The sequence below is a fragment of the Tenacibaculum sp. M341 genome (genome assembly GCF_004337695.1).
GTDB lineage: Bacteria > Bacteroidota > Bacteroidia > Flavobacteriales > Flavobacteriaceae > Polaribacter.
This window is the reverse complement of sequence record NZ_SJXJ01000007.1, coordinates 49236-68271: the sequence shown is the minus strand read 5'-3', so window position 1 is coordinate 68271 and position 19036 is coordinate 49236. Positions and strand designations below refer to the sequence as shown.

General features: G+C 29.8%; 14 protein-coding genes. 6 read left to right on the top strand and 8 right to left on the bottom strand.

The features are described from left to right. Positions 1–16 precede the first annotated feature (16 nt). Positions 17–1723, bottom strand: coding sequence for a gliding motility lipoprotein GldJ (gldJ, locus tag EYW44_RS09370; RefSeq protein WP_132723412.1), 1707 nt, complete (start codon positions 1721–1723; stop codon positions 17–19). A gap of 185 nt (positions 1724–1908) precedes the next feature. Here gldJ and porU point away from each other — a divergent pair, with 185 nt between their 5' ends. The 6 genes from porU to EYW44_RS09340 all read left to right on the top strand — a co-directional run bounded on the left by porU (position 1909) and on the right by EYW44_RS09340 (position 11894). After that, positions 1909–5292: a type IX secretion system sortase PorU gene (porU, locus tag EYW44_RS09365; protein WP_132723411.1), complete on the top strand. Its 3384-nt coding sequence runs from the start codon at positions 1909–1911 to the stop codon at positions 5290–5292. 39 nt (positions 5293–5331) lie between these two features. Beyond that, positions 5332–6423 carry a type IX secretion system outer membrane channel protein PorV gene (gene porV / locus EYW44_RS09360; protein ID WP_132723410.1) on the top strand — a complete coding sequence of 364 codons (1092 nt, stop codon included), beginning with the start codon at positions 5332–5334 and terminating at the stop codon, positions 6421–6423. A gap of 84 nt (positions 6424–6507) precedes the next feature. After that, a complete protein-coding gene (gene cdd / locus EYW44_RS09355; protein ID WP_132723409.1) occupies positions 6508–6990 on the top strand; it encodes a cytidine deaminase in 483 nt (160 codons plus the stop codon). Positions 6991–7182: 192 nt separating this feature from the next. Beyond that, on the top strand, positions 7183–8250 hold the full coding sequence (locus EYW44_RS09350) for a 3-oxoacyl-ACP synthase III family protein (RefSeq protein WP_132723408.1): 1068 nt from the start codon (positions 7183–7185) through the stop codon (positions 8248–8250). A gap of 50 nt (positions 8251–8300) precedes the next feature. After that, a complete protein-coding gene (guaA, locus tag EYW44_RS09345) occupies positions 8301–9836 on the top strand; it encodes a glutamine-hydrolyzing GMP synthase (RefSeq protein ID WP_132723407.1) in 1536 nt (511 codons plus the stop codon). Positions 9837–10001: 165 nt separating this feature from the next. After that, positions 10002–11894: a PBP1 and LysM peptidoglycan-binding domain-containing protein gene (locus EYW44_RS09340; RefSeq protein ID WP_165872190.1), complete on the top strand. Its 1893-nt coding sequence runs from the start codon at positions 10002–10004 to the stop codon at positions 11892–11894. A gap of 86 nt (positions 11895–11980) precedes the next feature. Here EYW44_RS09340 and rfbB read toward each other — a convergent pair whose 3' ends face one another. Genes rfbB through EYW44_RS09305 form a run of 7 tightly spaced genes read right to left on the bottom strand, consistent with a single transcriptional unit; the run spans position 11981 to position 19035 of the window. After that, a complete protein-coding gene (gene rfbB, locus EYW44_RS09335) occupies positions 11981–13033 on the bottom strand; it encodes a dTDP-glucose 4,6-dehydratase (protein WP_132723405.1) in 1053 nt (350 codons plus the stop codon). Beyond that, a complete protein-coding gene (gene rfbD, locus EYW44_RS09330) occupies positions 13034–13891 on the bottom strand; it encodes a dTDP-4-dehydrorhamnose reductase (protein WP_132723404.1) in 858 nt (285 codons plus the stop codon). It abuts the gene before it with no gap. Positions 13892–13904: 13 nt separating this feature from the next. Further along, entirely contained in the window at positions 13905–14780 is an 876-nt protein-coding gene (gene rfbA / locus EYW44_RS09325; protein ID WP_132723403.1) for a glucose-1-phosphate thymidylyltransferase RfbA, read from the bottom strand. A 58-nt stretch (positions 14781–14838) separates the two neighbouring features. Further along, positions 14839–15972 carry an aminotransferase class I/II-fold pyridoxal phosphate-dependent enzyme gene (locus EYW44_RS09320; protein ID WP_132723402.1) on the bottom strand — a complete coding sequence of 378 codons (1134 nt, stop codon included), beginning with the start codon at positions 15970–15972 and terminating at the stop codon, positions 14839–14841. 21 nt (positions 15973–15993) lie between these two features. Beyond that, entirely contained in the window at positions 15994–17391 is a 1398-nt protein-coding gene (locus tag EYW44_RS09315) for a sialidase family protein (protein ID WP_132723401.1), read from the bottom strand. Positions 17392–17396: 5 nt separating this feature from the next. Next, positions 17397–18062: a PIG-L deacetylase family protein gene (locus EYW44_RS09310; protein ID WP_132723400.1), complete on the bottom strand. Its 666-nt coding sequence runs from the start codon at positions 18060–18062 to the stop codon at positions 17397–17399. A 19-nt stretch (positions 18063–18081) separates the two neighbouring features. After that, the gene (locus EYW44_RS09305) at positions 18082–19035 is read right to left on the bottom strand and encodes a GNAT family N-acetyltransferase (RefSeq protein ID WP_132723399.1); all 954 of its coding nucleotides are present in this window, start codon (positions 19033–19035) and stop codon (positions 18082–18084) included. Between the last annotated feature and the right edge of the window lies 1 nt (position 19036).

The window sequence follows — 19036 nt, the reverse complement described above, 5'->3', positions numbered from 1 at the left end:
TAAATTTTATTAAGTTCTATTTTCTAGAAAAATTATATCTCGGTGTAGCAGTTTTCTTTTGCTCTCTTACCATAGGTCCTACTTTATCTGTAGCACATCTGAATCCGATATAATTTGTTGAAATATATTCAGGAAAATATCTTCTTTGAGCAGGATCTAACCAATATTCTCTATCAGCCCAAGAACCACCTTTGTATACTCTAGTTTTATTACTAATTAAAGTTCTTCTTGTCTTTTTATCATACTCAAATCTGTTAGTAACATTTCCTAAAGAATCTCTTTCACTTTCAGGTCTCATTGGAGAGTTATACATTCTTGGTGCATCTGCTAATTGATCTTCCTCTAAAGAGAAACTCTTAGATGATTTTTGATCTCCATCATTTAAGTCTGAATTATCAGCAAAAGAATAATTTCTTCTCATATAAGTATCATCCTTAGTAATTGGAATGTACTTAATCGTACCTGGTAAGTCTTTTGGAGTTACTTTACCATTTACTAAAGTATCAATTTCTACTTCACTATCATCTACAATTACAACCTTACCATTTTCATCAATCATTTTCTTTGTAAAGATGTTTCCTCTAAAATAGTTAAAGTCATTTGCTTCAGCATCTACAATTGGTCTATATACATCAGATACCCATTCTGCAACGTTACCAGACATGTCATATAATCCAAATGCATTTGGCGGGTAACTTCTAACAGAGTTAGGAATATCAGCACCATCACTACTCCATCCAGCAATACCACTATAGTTACCTTTACCTTGCTTAAAGTTAGCTAACTGATCTCCTCTTTTTGATTTACTTTTATTTCTAGTATACTTACCTGTCCAAGCATACTTTTTTCTACCTCTAATATTGTTGTACTCTCTATTTTCAAAAATAGCTTTTGCAGCATACTCCCACTCTACTTCTGTTGGTAATCTAAATTTCTGAGATAAAATACCATCAGATGAAGTTACTTGTCTACCAGTAAAAGCTCCTTTTTCAGGTTTTGGCTCACCTTTTTTACGTGGTACAGGAATACCTTTCTTATATATTGTTGAATCTCCATCAAAAAGTGCATACGGATCTGTTAAATATACATCAGTATCAAAATTATTTTTTCCTCTAAACTCTAATGAATCTTCTTTAAATATATTTGTAATAACACCTTTATCCATTAAAACTTTAAGGTTAACGGCGTTAGTTCTCCACTTACAATATTGATTCGCTTGAATCCAAGTAACACCAACTACAGGATAATCTGAATATGCTGGGTGTCTTAAATAACTTTCAGAAAGTAAGTTTGTATTTCCTAAACCTTTTCTCCAAACTAAAGTATCTGGTAAAATAGATGGATAAATATCTTTAAATTGAGGATCGCTTGGAGGGAATACATCTTTAGTGTATTGCATAAATAAACTATACTCAGAGTTTGTAACCTCTGCCTCATCCATGTAAAAAGACCTAACATGCATTTGCTTCGGAGTTGTATTCCAATCAAACATCACATCGTCTTGCACTAATCCCATAGTGAAAGTTCCTCCTTCAATATGAACCATACCCATTGGTACTTCTCCATCTTTGAAATCTCCTTTTAAATAGTTTCCGTAACTAGGATCATTAAAATTCCATCCTGTCAAATTAGACCTACTTGAGCTTCTTCTTGAACTTTGACAAGAAGACAAGACAATTGAGGAAATCAATAGTAAACCTAATAATTTTAATGTACTTTTCATGTATTTACTTCTTTTTTTAGGGTCTGCCAATTTACAACATTTAAAATATTATTCAACTATAAATATAATATTTTTAAGTTATGCCACAAACACTGAATATAAACGATTGCTTTTTTGTTTTATTATAATTAATCTTGTAAAATAAACACTATTTAACACAGCCCTGCGTTAAATAAGAACAATTTATGAGAAAAAAGTCACTATACATATTGTTTTTTTTCACTTTAATAGTGAATAGTCAAAGTAAAAACTCTGTGCTAAGCAACGGAAATTGGTACAAATTTGCTATAAATACTACTGGTGTTTTTAAGTTAGATCGTAATTTTTTAAGCGAATTAGGGATCAATGTAAATAACATCAATCCTAAAGATATAAAAATTTATGGTAATGGTGGTCATTTATTACCTGAATTAGCATCTAATTTTAGACATGATGACTTGGTTGAAAATGCAATTTTTGTTCAGGGTGAAGACGACAATGTATTTAACGATAATGATTTTATCCTTTTTTATGGTATCGGACCTCACAGTTGGACAGTAAACATTACCAACGAAACTGCTGTTCACAACCAAAATATTTATTCTGACAGATCATATTATTTTTTAACTGTAAATAGCAATCCTAGTAAACGAATTTCTAATTCTACACCTTTAACTGGAACAAGTACAGTTAATATTAATGAATACGATGATTTTCAATTTTATGAAAATGAAGAAGTAAATTTATTAGCTTTAGGAAGATTATGGATGGGTGAAAGTTTTAATGTTAATAGTAACCTTCTTTTTAAAATACCTTTTGATAATGCGGTAGCTGGATCAAACGCTAATGTAACAGTATCTGCTGTTGCACAATCTAGCACTAGCTCAACAATGAATATAGTCTCTAATGGTACTACCCTACCAACTATGGGTTTCACTCCTGTGCCTAGTAATCGTCCAGGTAATCAAGCTAGTTTAATAAGCAGTCGCGGTAATATAACTGCAACAAATGAAATTGAATTCCAGCTAAATTATAACAACAACGGAAATCCTTCAGCCAAAGCTTACCTAGATTATATTGAAGTAATTGGAAAAAAAAGACTTACTACCGATAGAAAACAATTTACTTTTCGCAGCTTTATAGAAGCTAAAAGTTCAGGGATTGTAGACTATTCAATTAACAACACTGCAAATATTTTTGGTGTATGGAATGTTACTGATCCTTTAAATCCAATCAGTATTACAGATGAAGATGCTTCTGATAATAATTTTGCTTTCAAAACAAATGGTGGAAGTTTAAAAGAATATGTTTTTCTTGATTCAAACGATTTTTACAGTCCTATTCAAATACCAAACAGAATTGTTTCCAATCAGAACTTACATGGATTAACTAATATTGATTATTTGGTGATAACTTCAAGTGAATTCATAAATGAAGCTGAAAGGCTAACTAATTACCACCAAACAAATTCTAACTTAAACACCAAAGTTGTTAATTTATCTGAAATTTACAACGAATTTGGTTCAGGTTCACCCGATATTGTAGCCATTAGGGATTTTATTAAATATTTACATGACAATTCTAGTACAAGAAAACTAAGGTATGTATGTTTTTTTGGAGATTCTTCTTATGATTTTAAAGATAGAATATCTAACAATAACAATATAGTTCCTACATATCATGCAGAAGAAAGTTTTCACTTAGTGCGTGCATATGTTACTGATGATTTTTTTGTAATGATTAGTGACAATGATGGTTTTATGAATCCTGATGACAAAATAGATATTGCTTCAGGAAGAATTCCTATTTCAACCACACAAGAAGCCAATGAAGTAGTAAATAAAATTTTAAGTTATTACAGTGCTGATTCTTTTGGTGATTGGAGAAATAACATAACACTTGTTGCAGACGACATAGACGCAGATTCTGATAGAAGTCTGCAAACAGGTATTGAAGAAATAGCTGATGATATAAAAATTAACAAACCAATACTAAACATTAACAAAATTTATCTAGATGCCTTTAAGCAAGAAAATTCTTCGGGCGGAGAAAGGTACCCAGATGCTAAAACTGCAGTTACCAATTCTATAGAAAAAGGAACATTACTTTTTAATTATTTTGGTCATGGTGGTGAAGATGGATTGGCTACTGAAAGAATTTTAGAAGTTCCTCAAATCAGAGGGTTTAACAACCCTAATAAACTTCCTTTATTTATTACTGTTACTTGTGATTTTTCTCGATTTGACAATCCTTTGAGAAATACTGCAGGAGAACAATTATTCTTGAATGCTAATGGTGGAGCTGTTAGTATGATTACAACTACTAGAGAAGTTTTTATAAGTACGGGAGAAGTTTTCAATAGAGATCTTACTAAATATGTTTTAGATTATAATAATAGTGACGATTCTATTGCTGAAAATCTTATCAAAGCAAAAAATGAAACAACTACAAGTGAACGTTTTTTCATTTACTTTTTTGGTGATCCCGCTATGCGTTTAGCTATTCCTAAACCAGATGTTCGTATACAATCTTTAAATGGAAATCCTATCTCTGGACCTACTGATGTTTTAAAAGCATTATCTAAAGTTCAAGTAGAAGGAGCTGTAACAGATGCATCTGGGAATATTTTAAGTGATTATAACGGAACTATTTTTACAACATTCTTTGATAAACCTATTGATAAAACTACTTTAGATAATGATGGTTTTGGAGTTATAAATACTTTTGATTCTCAAGAGAGTAAAATTTTCAGAGGTAAATCATCTGTTAATAATGGAATTTTTAATCTTGAATTTATAGTCCCAAAGGATATAAAAATAGCTGTAGGTAAAGGAAAATTTAGTTTTTATGCTCAAAATGAAAAAGTAGATACTGCTGGAGTTAACTTTGACATTGATGTTGGGGGAATTGATGAAAATGCTCCTGAAGATAATATTGGTCCAGAAATTCAACCTTTTATGAATGATGAATCATTCATTGATGGAGGACAAACTAACACCTCTCCAAATTTAATTGTAAAATTATCAGATAGCAGTGGTATCAACACCTCAATTACTGCTATCGACCATGATATTGTTGCCATTTTAGATGGTAACGAAGCCTCTCCTATTATTTTAAATGATTTTTACGAAACTGAGCTTAATGATTTTACCAAAGGAACTGTCTCTTTTCAATTAAGAGATTTATCTGTTGGTAAGCATACAATCAAAATAAAAGCTTGGGATACGTATAATAATTCTTCAGAAGCTACGTTAAGCTTTGAAGTCACTAGTGATACAAAACTGTTACTAAATAACGTTTTAAATTATCCAAACCCTTTCACAAACTATACAGAGTTTTGGTTTAATCACAACAAACCTAACGAACCTTTAGAAGTGCAAGTACAAGTATTTACTGTTTCAGGTAAACTGGTAAAAACTTTAAATCAAACAGTACAAACTACTGGAGGATTGTCTAGATCAATCTCATGGAACGGAATGGATGATTTTGGAAATAAAATAGGTAAAGGAGTGTATTTGTATAAGATAAAAGTTACTTCAATGGTGAATAAATTATCATCAGAAAAGTATGAGAAGCTGGTAATACTGTAATAAAATTATATATTTGTCTCACAAATTTTTAAACTAAAAATGAAAAAATTAATTCTAATCACCTTACTATTTGCTTTCAATGCAAAAATAAAAGCCCAATTAGATTCTAGGGCTATTTCAACTGCAGTTCCATTTTTACAAATTAGTTCTGATGCAAGAGCTGGAGGTATGGGAGACATAGGGGTAGCTACTTCTTCAGATGCTTACTCTTTATTCCACAACCCTGCTAAAATAACTTTTAATGAAAGTAAACTTAGTATCGGTGTAAGTTATGTACCTTGGTTACGTAACTTAACAGATGATATTTTTGCAGGAAACTTTTCTGTTGTAAATAGATATGATGAGAATAGTGCTTGGGGTGTAGATTTAAAATATTTCTCTTTAGGTAGAATTGATTTAACAAATGATATAGGAACAATAACATCATCTATCAATCCATCTGAATTAGCTTTATCTGGATACTATTCATTAAAATTAAGCGAAAAAGTATCTATGGCTGTAGGTTTAAAATACATTAACTCTAACTTAGATATTACAGATAGTTCTTTAGAAGCTGTTAACTCTTTTGGTGTTGATATTGCTGCTTACTATCAATCTGATGAAGAAAACTATGGTTCTTTTAATGGTAGATATCGTTTAGGTATTAATGTTGCAAACATTGGTCCTAAAGTAGAATATTCACCAGGTCAAGAAAACTTTATTCCTACAATTGGTAAAATTGGTGGTGGATTTGATTTCATCTTTGATGATTTTAACATTTTAGGTTTAAACCTTGAATTTAGAAAATTATTAGTTCCATCTAGCGGTAACTTATCTACCAGAGGTTGGTTTGAAGGAATGTTTACTTCTTTAGGTGATAGACCTTTTAGTGAAGAGTTAGAAGAAGTGAACTGGTCTTTAGGGGCTGAATATAGCTATAACAAAGCATTTGCTTTAAGAGCTGGTTACTTTAACGAAAGTGAAAACAAAGGAAACAGAAAGTTCTTTACTTTAGGTGCAGGATTTACAGCACAGTCTTTCTCTGTTGATCTTTCTTACCTTGTAAACGTATCTGACGTAAACAATCCATTAGAAAATACATTAAGATTCTCTTTAGCTTTTGATCTTGGTGAAATTTATGATGATTATTAAAAATATTTTTTCATAACTTAGTGTTATCAATACAAACAGTCTTAAATTAATTTTAGACTGTTTTTTTTTCTAAAAATTTTACATTTGAAAAAAATTAATGTTACAACAAGTGCAGTTCTTTATGACAACCTTTCTGATTTAAATCAAGAAGATCAAAAATTAATGAACGATGCTATAGAAGCAAGAAAAAAAGCATATGCCCCATACTCTAAGTTTAATGTTGGTGCAGCTTTATTACTAGAAAATGATATTATTATAACTGGTAATAATCAAGAAAATGCTGCATATCCTTCAGGAATGTGTGCTGAAAGAGTTGCTATATGGAAAGCTGGATCTGAATACCCAAGAGTTAAAATAAAAAAATTAGTTATAACTGCTGCTTCTTTAGAATACACAGTAGATAAACCTGTTGGTCCGTGTGGAGCATGCAGACAAGCAATACATGAATTTGAATTCAATCAAAAAGAACCAATAGAGATTATATTTATGGGAGAAGTTGGTAAAATCATAAAAGTAGAATCGCTAGTTTCACTACTACCCTTTTCTTTCGATAGCTCATTTCTTTAAAAATTAAAAACTCATTTACAAAACTACAAGACTTAGTCACTAAACAATAAAACAATCTTTTTTTTATCAAAAAACCAATTTTAAAAAGATAAAATGAGAATTTAACAAAAATTCAGATTCATTGATACAAATAATAGGTTTCATAAATTAAATCTTGTTTATTTGTTTTAATTGTAGAAAAAAATCTTAGCAATGAAGGCAGTAATTACAGGTACAGGATGCTATATCCCTAATATTAAAAAGGAAAATTCAAAATTTAGTAGTAATAGATTTTTAAATGTTGATGGCAGCAATTTTGAAGCCGATAACAGTGTAATTATTGAAAAATTCAAAACCATTACGGGTATTGAAGAAAGAAGATATGCTGAAGACCATTTTACAGCTTCTGATTTAGGTTATTTTGCAGCCGAAAAAGCAATTGAAGATGCTGGTATTAGTGCCGAAGACCTTGATTATATTATTTTAGCTCATACTTTTGGTGATGTAAAGAATGATGCTATACAAAGTGATATTATACCTAGTTTAGCTACAAGAGTAAAACATTTACTTCGAATTAAAAATCCTAATTGTGTAGCATACGATGTGCTTTTTGGTTGTCCTGGTTGGGTTGAAGGTGTAATTCAAGCAAAAGCTTTTATACATGCTGGCATTGCAAAAAAAGTATTAGTTATTGGTGCTGAAACTTTATCTAGGGTTGTTGATAAACACGATAGAGATTCTATGATTTATAGTGATGGTGCTGGAGCTTGTATTGTTGAAGCCTCTGAAGATGCAACATCAGATAGCGGTATTTTAAGTCACGCTTCTCAAACATTTGCTAAAGATGAAGCTTACCATTTATTCTTTGGTAATTCATATGACAAAAATGAAGATCCAAATGTGAGATACATTAAAATGTATGGTAGAAAAATATATGAATTTGCACTCACAAATGTTCCTACAGCTATGAAAGCTGCTGTTGATAAAAGCGGTGTGGCTATTGATGATATTAAGAAAATTTTTATTCATCAAGCAAACGAAAAAATGGATGAAGCTATTATCAAACGTTTTTATAGACTTTACAAAAAGCCAATTCCAGAGAACATAATGCCTATGAGTATTCATAAGTTAGGTAATAGTTCTGTAGCCACAGTTCCTACTTTATTTGACTTAGTTTTAAAGAACAAAATAGAAAATCAAAAGTTAGAAAAAGGTGATGTTATTATCTTAGCTTCAGTAGGTGCAGGAATGAATATTAATGCAATTGTATACAGATATTAAAATCTGTAAAAAATAACCGCAAAAATAAAATCAAACTGTTATTTTTGCGGATGCAACAACACAATGTACTTATATTAGATTTCGGATCGCAATACACGCAATTAATTGCGCGCCGTGTAAGAGAATTAAACATTTACTGTGAAATTCACCCTTTCAATAGAATTCCTGAAAATTTAAATAATTTCAAAGCAGTGATTTTATCTGGTAGTCCATCTTCAGTTCGTTCTGAAGAAGCACCTCACCCAGATTTATCAGAAATTAGAGGTAAAAAACCTTTATTAGCTGTTTGTTATGGAGCACAGTATTTAGCTCATTTTTCAGGAGGATTAGTAGCACCATCAAACACAAGAGAATATGGTAGAGCTAATTTATCTTTCATAAAAAACGACGAAGAATTTTTCAAAAGTATTTCAGAAGGCAGCCAAGTATGGATGAGCCACTCTGATACGATAAAAGAATTACCTACAAACGGTGTTTTATTAGCTAGTACGCATGATGTAGAAAATGCTGCTTATAGAATTGAAGGAGAAACTACATATGCTATTCAGTTTCACCCAGAAGTATACCACTCAACAGACGGTACTCAATTACTTAAAAACTTTTTAGTAGATATTGCTGAAGTTGAACAGAACTGGACTCCAAATTCTTTTGTTGAGTCAACTGTTAACGGTTTAAAAGAGAAAATTGGTGATGATAAAGTTATCTTAGGTCTTTCTGGTGGAGTTGATTCTACCGTAGCTGGTGTTTTACTACACAAAGCTATTGGCGACAACCTTCATTGTATTTTTGTTAACAATGGTTTATTAAGAAAAGATGAATTCTCTAGTGTACTTAAGCAGTACGAAGGAATGGGATTGAATGTTAAAGGTGTAGATGCTTCTGAGCGCTTTTTAACTGCTTTAGAAGGAATAAGTGATCCTGAAACAAAACGTAAAACAATTGGTAGAGTTTTTATTGAAGTTTTTGATGATGAAGCTTCAAAAGTAGAAAATGCTAAATGGCTAGCACAAGGTACTATATATCCTGATGTAATTGAATCTGTATCTGTAAACGGTGGTCCATCAGCAACTATTAAAAGTCATCATAACGTAGGAGGACTTCCTGATTTTATGAAATTAAAAGTAGTTGAACCATTACGCATGATTTTTAAAGATGAAGTAAGACGCGTTGGTGCTTCTATGGGAATAGACAAAGAACTTTTAGGTAGACATCCTTTCCCTGGACCTGGTTTAGCAATTCGTATTTTAGGAGATATAACTGCTGAAAAAGTACGTATACTACAAGAGGTTGATGCTATTTTTATCAATGGACTAAAAGAAGATGGTTTGTATGATAAAGTATGGCAAGCTGGAGCTATATTATTACCTGTAAATTCTGTTGGTGTTATGGGTGATGAAAGAACTTATGAAAAAGTAGTTGCTTTGAGAGCTGTTGAAAGTACTGATGGTATGACTGCTGATTGGGTAAACTTACCATATGAATTTTTACAAAAAACATCTAATAAAATAATTAATAATGTAAGAGGCGTAAACAGAGTTGTATACGATATTAGCTCAAAACCTCCTGCAACTATTGAGTGGGAATAATCTAAAAAAGTTTATTTTCGTTGTATAAAGTGTAAACTGAATATATTTTTTACCTTTTTATTTAAAAGTAATGTATATTTGGTTTACACTTTGTATTAAAAATTATAATTAAATCAAAAGGGAAACGTTCTAGTGATGCAGTATGTATATTCTAAAAAAAAATGTATGAATACAATAAAGTTCTTGACTTTTACTTTAATATTGAGTTTGTTTTTTTCTTGTAGCCAACAAAAAAGATATATTTCTTATAAAGTAAAAGAAGGAGAAACAATGCGAGACATCGCTAAAAGAATTAATGTAGAAACAGAAGATTTAGTTAGATTAAACCCAGATATCGGAGATAGTCCTTCAGCAAATAGTACTATCATTATTCCTAATCCTGAATATCAAAAAACAATACCTTTAATACAAAAAGGTAAAGAAACAAAAAACACCAATGAATCTGTACCTTCTGAAGAGAAAGATATAGAAGATATAAAAAAAGACACTGAAAACGAAACTTCTCAGTCTCCTGACTCTACTCAAATAGTTAGAACTGTTTATGAGTTTAAAGATCATACTGTTCAACCAGGAGAAACAGTATACAGAATCACAAAAGAATATAATATTTCTAAAGACGATCTAATTAAATGGAATCCGCAATTCCCTAGAATTAAAGACAATTATTTAGACGTTGGTCAAAACTTAAAAATTAAAGTTGCTGAAAAAAAATTAATCTATATTTCTAGAGAAGAAGATTTGAAAAATCACGTAACTCATATCGTTAAACCAAAAGAAACAGTTTATGGTTTAACTAGATTCTACAACATATCTAAGGAAACATTAATTCAAATGAATCCTGAATATCCAGAAATAGTTGATGATAAATTAGATATTGGTCAAGTTTTAAGAATAAGACCTATTGAAGAAAAAATAGAAACAGACGAATTGGCTATATACACAGATTCTATTGCTGAAAATGATGAATCTATAAAATTAGCTTTATTATTACCTTTTAGAGCTAAAGAATATGACAGTATTAACTATGAAGATATTTTTGATAAGAAAAAAAACAAAAAATCAGCTAGTGCTGCAAGATTAGCAAATATTGTTACTGATTTTTATTTAGGAGCAGAAATGGCAATTGATTCTATCAGAAATCAAGGGATAGACATTGACGTATCTGTTTTTGATACTGGAAATAGAGGAAAACTAGTTTCTAAAATTTTAGAGCAAAATAGCTTAGATGAAACTGACGTAGTTATTGGTCCTTTTTATTCTGATAAAACTGAACTGGTTGCTGATAAAGTAGATGTTCCTGTAGTTTTCCCTCATTTTTCAAAGAATCAACAACAATTCTCATCTTCTAAAATTATAAAATCTGCACCTGATAAAGAAACTCATAGTGAATTTTTAGTAAGCCATTTAAAGAGCTTGTATAAAGGTGAAAATATTTTTCTTGTTGGTGATGGAAGCGAAGAATCTAACGACTTAGTTAAAAGTATGCTAACAGGCTTAAAAAAACATGATTCAATAGAAAAAATTCATGTTTTAAAACCTAAAGATGGATACATTAAAAAAGAGCGTTTTACCAATGAAATGAAAGAAGGTGTTCATAACTGGGTAATTTTAACTTCTGATGATAATGCAGCTGTTGCTGACGCTTTAAATAGTATGGTTGTTTTACCTGAAAATATGACCGCGCAAGTTTTTGCTGTAGAAAAAAACAGAGCTTATAATGAAGTTGATAATAATACTTTAGCTAGAATAGATTTTACCTACGTAGCTAATAATTATTCTGAGTCGGATAATGAAAAAATTAAAGCTTTTAACAAAAAATATCGTCTAAAAAACAAAGATATTCCTTCTGAATATTCTTTTAAAGGATTCGATATTACTTATGACATCTTAATAAGAATGGCTTCTGGAGAAAAACTTACAGATACATTTAAAGAAGGAGTTTCATTACGTTTAAAAAATAAGTTTCAATACTCTAAAAAGCTTTTTGGAGCTACTAGTAATAAAGGTTTATTTATAGTAAAATACAATCGTGATTTAAGTTTAGAGCGATTGAGATAATAATTAAATCTTATAAACAACATAAAAGCCTTTTGAAATAAGTTTCAAAAGGCTTTTATGTGTTTTAGAATGTAATCTTTCGTCTACTATCGATTCTCATACATTTCTGAGTAATATTTTTGATAATCTCCATTCACAATATTCTCAACCCAATCTGTATTTTCTAAATACCATTTAACTGTTTTTTCTATTCCTTCTTCAAACTGTAACGAAGGTTCCCAGCCTAACTCATCTTTTAATTTAGATGAATCTATGGCGTATCTGTAATCATGTCCTGCTCTATCGGTAACATATGTAATTAAGCTTTCAGAAGCTCCTTCTTCCCTACCTAATAACCTATCTGCAGTTTTTATTAAAACTTTAATCAAATCAATGTTTTTCCATTCATTAAATCCACCAATATTATAAGTGTCTCCTAATTTTCCTTTGTGAAAAATAACATCAATTGCTCTAGCATGATCATTAACAAACAACCAATCTCTAACATTTTCTCCTTTTCCATAAACTGGTAAAGGTTTATTATTGCAAATATTGTTTATAAACAACGGAATTAACTTCTCAGGAAACTGATATGATCCGTAATTATTGGAACAATTAGAAATTACTATTGGCAATCTATATGTATCGAAAAAAGCTCTTACAAAGTGATCTGAAGAAGCTTTAGATGCTGAATATGGAGAATGTGGATCATAAGGCGTTTTCTCAGTAAAAAACCCCTGATCTGTTAAACTACCATAAACTTCATCCGTAGAAACATGGTAAAATAAATTATTCTTAAAATCACCATTCCAATTACTTTTTGCTGCTTGTAATAAATTTAATGTTCCTATTACATTTGTTTTTGCAAATGATAATGGATCTTTTATAGAACGATCTACGTGTGACTCAGCTGCTAAATGAATAACAGCATCAATATTATATTCAGAAAAAATATTATCTATTATTTTTTCATCACAAATATCTGCTTTCACAAACGTATAATTAGAGGCGTTTTCAATATCTGTTAAGTTTTTTAGATTTCCTGCATATGTTAATGCATCTAAATTAATGATGTTGTAATCAGGATACTTATTTACAAATAATCGAACTACATGTGAACCTATAAAACCAGCCCCTCCAGTGATTAAAATGTTTTTCATTTATTTATTTTCAAGTTTAAATATGCATTCTTTTAACGAATCTTTCCAGTAAGGAATTTCAATTCCAAAATCTTCCTTTATTTTAGATTTATTCATTACAGAATAATTGGGTCTTTTAGCAGGTGTTGGATAATCTTTTGTTTCTATAGGATTTATTTTACAATTAAGATTGGCTAATTCCATAATATTTTTTGCAAAATCATACCATGAAACTACTCCTTCATTTGAATAATGATAAACTTTTGATTTATTAGATAAATCTTCATTTATTAAATATAAACATACTCTAGCTAAATCTCTAGCATATGTTGGAGAACCTATTTGGTCAAAAATAACTCCAAGATTATCTTTGTCTTTTCCTAATCGTAACATTGTTTTTACAAAATTATTACCAAAACTAGAATATACCCAAGATGTTCTTATTATAAGACCTTGAACCTTAGAATCTAAAAACACTTCTTCTCCCTTTAGTTTAGTTTTACCATAAACTCCTATAGGATCAACATCATCGGACTCTTTATAAGGAAGAAAATTTTGTCCATTAAAAACGTAATCAGTAGATATTTGAATAAACTTTCCCTTACCTTCTAATGCTAATATTAAATTCTCTACTCCACCTACGTTTACTTGCTGAGCTAACTCAGTCTCAGATTCAGCCTTATCTACGGCTGTATAAGCCGCACAATTAATTACACAATCAATACTATTATCTTTAAAATATTTTTTTACTTTAATAGAATTAGTGATATCTAGACTTTTTGAAGTCTCGAAAAAATAATTGTGTTGAGAAAAATTTTTAGATTCAATCTGTATTTCTGATCCTAATTGACCAGAGGCTCCTGTTATTAATATGTTCATTTTTAGTAGACTTTTAGTCTTTTACTAAATTTAATAAATATTGTCCGTAGTTATTTTTCTTTAATGGTTCAGCCATTTTTCTTACTTGATCCTTATCTATATACCCCATATACAAAGCAATTTCTTCTAAACAAGCCACTTTTAATCCCTGTCTTTTTTCTATAGTCTCTATAAACTGTCCTGCTTCCATTAATGAATCATGAGTTCCTGTATCTAACCAAGCAAATCCTCTTCCCATTAATTGAACTTTCAAATTTTGATCTTGTAAATATTTTTGATTCACAGATGTAATTTCAAGTTCACCTCTATTTGATGGCTTTACATTTTTGGCTATCTCAATCACATTATTCGGATAAAAATACAAGCCAACAACTGCATAATTTGATTTAGGTTTATCTGGCTTTTCTTCAATTGAATTTACATTTCCTTCGCTATCAAAACCAGCAACTCCATATCTATTTGGATCTTTCACATAGTATCCAAAAATTGTGGCTTTATTTTCTTCTTTAACATTTTTTATAGCATTTTTTAATAATTCGGGTAATCCATGACCATAAAAAATATTATCTCCTAAGATCATACAGACATCATCATTACCTATAAATTCTTCTCCTAAAATAAATGCTTGAGCTAAACCATCGGGTGATGGTTGCTCTTTATAAGTAAGTTTAATTCCTAAGTCCTCTCCAGAACCTAACAGTTTTTGAAAATTTGGTAAATCGACAGGAGTTGAAATAATAAGAATCTCTCTTATACCAGCCAACATTAATATAGACAACGGATAATAAATCATAGGCTTATCATAAACAGGTAATAACTGTTTTGATATTCCTTTGGTTATTGGATATAACCTAGTTCCTGACCCGCCTGCTAATATTATGCCCTTCATTTTGTTGTAAAATTATATCTGCTAAATTAAAAAAATAACCTCAGAAAAATTTCTGAGGTTATTTTTTTAATAATTTATGTATGGATACCTTAATTCTATCTCTATCACTATCTGTTAAATTTGATCCTGAAGGAAGGCATAATCCTTCTTCAAATAATTTTTCTGAAATATTGCTTCCATAAAATAAACAATCCTTAAAAACAGGTTGCATATGCATTGGCTTCCATAATGGTCTTGATTCAATGTTATCCTCTAGCATTGAAAACCTTAAATCTTCTCTACTAAAACCAGTTTTTTCTTTATCAATGATTATAGAACTTAACCAATGATTTGAAAAATAATTAGAATCAGGCTCTTTTAAAACTTCTATTCCTTCGACTTCTGCAAATAGTTCCTTGTAAAATTGATTATTTACCCTTCTAAACCCTATATGTTCATCTAAAACCTCCATTTGTCCTCTACCAATACCAGCTGTAATATTACTCATCCTGTAGTTATATCCTACATGAGAATGTTGATAATGCGGAGCATTATCTCGAGCTTGCGTTGCTAAAAAAATCGCTTTATTCTTATCTTCTTGATTATTACAAACCAAAGCACCTCCACCTGAAGTAGTTATAATTTTATTTCCATTGAAAGATAAAACTCCAAAATCTCCAAAAGTACCACATTTTTGACCTTTATAAGTTGAACCAAGAGCTTCCGCAGCATCTTCTATTAAAGTAATTTCATATTTTTTTGAAATGTTTAAAATCTCGTCCATTTTTGCTGGCATTCCATATAAATGAACTACAATAATTGCCTTTGGTTTACTTCCTTTACTAATAGAATTTAGAATTCCTGCTTCCAATGCTAAAGGACACATATTCCATGTATCTTTTTCACTATCAATAAATATAGGTTCAGCTCCTTGATATTTAATTGGATTTGCTGAAGCAGAAAATGTCATACTTTGACATATTACATTATCTCCAGATTTTACACCTGCTAAAATTAAAGCTAAATGTAAAGCAGAAGTACCTGATGCTAAACAAGCCACTTTAGAATTTTCCTTTACATATTTTTCCAAATCCTCTTCAAATCCATTTACATTTGGTCCTAATGGCGCTACCCAATTAGTATCAAAGGCTTCTTGTACATATTTTTGTTCTCCACCTCCCATATGAGGTGATGATAACCATATTTTACTCATAACTAAATTAAAATAAACACTTTACTTGTCTGTAATTTTTATTGATATTTCCCGAACTAATATCGATTTACGAAGATTCCCTTCATCATCTCTACTTCTAAAATCAGAATAAACAATTAAAAATTCATTTTCTGACATAGCAACCAAATTTGTATAGCCACATGAAACTTGTCCTTTTAATCCATTAACCCTTAACATTTCTATAGGATCAGACCATTCTAATTCTTCTTTTTTAGTATCTAAAAATCGAACCTGAACACCAGGTCTACCATATGATAGTACTAATACTCCATTATTTAAAAGTAATAATTGAGGTAAAACTCCATGATTTGTAATTGCTTTAGGTTTAGACCAACTTTCCCCTAAGTCATTAGAAATAGTCATATACATAGGTGCAGATCTATAAGTAGGTGAAGATCTAAGTATACATACTATTTTTTGATCATTTACAATTTGAAAAATAGGTTCAGTAAACCCATAAAAAGTTCTATACTTAAAGTTATCTTGATCTAAATTCTTATTAATAGAAAAAGGAATTTTACTTATCTGACTCCATGATTCTCCATCATCTAATGATTTATAAAAAGCTACTCCTGATGGATTAATATTATCATTTTCATCACGAAAAAAATACGGGTATTGGCATGTTAATAAACTTCCATCCTTTAATTTCATCACCCTTCCCCATAATTGATTATAATATATCCCCTTAAATGAATGTTTAATTGTTTTAGGTAAATATGAAACTATAGATTTACTTATTTTTTTAACTCCTTTTTTAGTCTTTATAGAATTAAAACTTGTAAGTGAATCATTAAGGTTTTCTACATTATAGTAAACCAATTCATCATATTTTTTAAAACTTATTAAGTCCTTTTTTTTACTTTTTGATATTTTTGATATTTTTGAATCGTCTTTAAATCCTATATGGGGAAAATTACTTACTTTATATTTCTTAGAATATAATTTTAGTTTACTTCCATCAGATAAAGATACCCCTTCATCATATGGAAGTTTTTCATTATTAAAAAACCATGATTTCCCATTATCTTTAGAGAATTTCCATTCTGTTTTAGGTCTTGCCAAAACATCATCTTCATTCATATTCCATATAACTGCTAATGTATTTTCATTTTTTTTTATTAACCTTGGAAACTGAACAAATCCCCAACCCTGAGGTTTTCTTGCTTTAAAAACAGTCTTTGGTCTTTGAATATGTATGCTAAATTTCTCCTTTTCATTTTTTTTGTAGATTATATTAATTGGATTTTCATATACTTTAATTCCGAATTTTACTCCATCATCATATACTTTATTTAAATGTTCATTCCAAGTTATTTTTTTAACTTTTTTTTTTCTAACTGTTTGGCAAGAGAAATTAATGCTAAATAAAAATATACTTATAAAAAATAATTTCATCTATTTTATATTATAGTCCTTATAACCATGAAAGCTTCAGCTCTTTTAACACCAATAGTAGCTCCTCTAAATTTAGATAAAGATTCTAAACATTCTAAAGATCTAGGATTTGGAAACTCTTTAAGTTGACTTTTAAAACACTTCATAGCTTCTAACTTAGACTCAAAAGAGCCAGTTATATCAACAAAATGAGTAGGAATAAAAGCATCATCACCAAAAGGAGGTGCCCATTCTGTTTCAGAAAGAGTTTCATAGGCAAATATAGATTTTACAGAGCATTCATTTACAGGTCTTGCTGCAACATAACATGCATTAGCTACAATTGTATGATCAGAATGAATATCACCTCTATGTGGAATATACATTTCTCTGATATTGTTTTCCTTAACTACTTTACTAATTTCTCTGGCTATCTCTGCAGAAGATGTTATATCTAATTCTGGTGCATGAAATTCTAGAAAAAGTGTTTTTTTAACACCTAAAATCTTATGTGATTCTAGCGCTTCTTTTCTAACATTAGAAACTCTTTCATCTGAATATAATTTAGGAGTTCCTCTTGTTACTATTAAGACTATAACGTTATTTCCTTCATTAGATTTTCTCTTAATTAGGCCTCCGCAACCTAAAACCTCATCATCTGCATGAGGTGCTACAATTAATATATCTTTCATTTTATAATAATTATTTTATTTAATAAACATCAGAATCACTATAAGAAAAATACCAATTCCTAAAATCTTTAAGTATATTTTGATTCTCACTCTGATTTCTAGAACCTAAATAAGTAGGTCTACCTCCAATTAAAAATCCATTTCTTTCTAAATATATATGTCTTTTATCAAATAATGACAACCAAATATTAAACGTTTTAATTGAAACTTCAAAATGATTTTTTATATGTGATAAAAACTTTGGTAATAATTCTAATTTTTCAAAAGGTATCCCATTTTCTACTATAAAAATATTATAAACGCCTTCTTCTTCTGTTGGGTATTTTTTGACAACTAAAAAGGCTTCTACTTCCATATTTTCAGTATATTCAAATGTTATATATTCAACATTTGGGTTATCATTAAATCTCCAATTTAAATACTTGGCGTTTCTATCAACTTTTACATCAAAATTACTTGTAATCGATTTAATAATATTTTCATGATTATTATTAAATACTTTACATAGTTTTATATTTGAATTCTTTTCAGACTCAATTTTTTCAGAGTCTTTTATTAAGTGATTTATTACTCCTAAATCATTCCATTTTAACTTTTTTATAAAACCATAATGTGAATTATTATTAGGGAAGCCCCATATTGCTTGCACATTTTTATTTTCCTCTAAATCTTTATATAAAGCTTCAGCTAAACTCCCAAAGATACCTCGTCTACCATAATCTGGATGAGTCATCGTAGTCATAGACAGAGCTCCTAAAACCGTTGTGTTATTTACACTCATTTGAACAGGGCTAACCGCATAGTGACCAACTAATGTCTCTCCACTCCACATTAATTTTATCATGTGCTTACCAGCAGGGTTGTTTTGAAACCTCCAATACCAATATTCAGGGTTCATTGGTCTCTCAAATACTAACTCAAATAATTTAAATATTTGATATTCATCTCCTTCTTTAAAATTTTTTATTTCCATT

Excerpts from the sequence above, each read along its gene's own strand:
- EYW44_RS09315 (WP_132723401.1), bottom strand. The coding sequence starts at position 17,391 with ATGAAATTATTTTTTATAAGTATATTTTTATTTAGCATTAATTTCTCT.
- porV (WP_132723410.1), top strand. The coding sequence starts at position 5,332 with ATGAAAAAATTAATTCTAATCACCTTACTATTTGCTTTCAATGCAAAA.
- EYW44_RS09305 (WP_132723399.1), bottom strand. The coding sequence starts at position 19,035 with ATGGAAATAAAAAATTTTAAAGAAGGAGATGAATATCAAATATTTAAA.
- EYW44_RS09340 (WP_165872190.1), top strand. The coding sequence starts at position 10,002 with ATGAATACAATAAAGTTCTTGACTTTTACTTTAATATTGAGTTTGTTT.
- porU (WP_132723411.1), top strand. The coding sequence starts at position 1,909 with ATGAGAAAAAAGTCACTATACATATTGTTTTTTTTCACTTTAATAGTG.
- EYW44_RS09320 (WP_132723402.1), bottom strand. The coding sequence starts at position 15,972 with ATGAGTAAAATATGGTTATCATCACCTCATATGGGAGGTGGAGAACAA.
- EYW44_RS09350 (WP_132723408.1), top strand. The coding sequence starts at position 7,183 with ATGAAGGCAGTAATTACAGGTACAGGATGCTATATCCCTAATATTAAA.
- rfbA (WP_132723403.1), bottom strand. The coding sequence starts at position 14,780 with ATGAAGGGCATAATATTAGCAGGCGGGTCAGGAACTAGGTTATATCCA.
- gldJ (WP_132723412.1), bottom strand. The coding sequence starts at position 1,723 with ATGAAAAGTACATTAAAATTATTAGGTTTACTATTGATTTCCTCAATT.
- EYW44_RS09310 (WP_132723400.1), bottom strand. The coding sequence starts at position 18,062 with ATGAAAGATATATTAATTGTAGCACCTCATGCAGATGATGAGGTTTTA.
- guaA (WP_132723407.1), top strand. The coding sequence starts at position 8,301 with ATGCAACAACACAATGTACTTATATTAGATTTCGGATCGCAATACACG.
- rfbB (WP_132723405.1), bottom strand. The coding sequence starts at position 13,033 with ATGAAAAACATTTTAATCACTGGAGGGGCTGGTTTTATAGGTTCACAT.
- rfbD (WP_132723404.1), bottom strand. The coding sequence starts at position 13,891 with ATGAACATATTAATAACAGGAGCCTCTGGTCAATTAGGATCAGAAATA.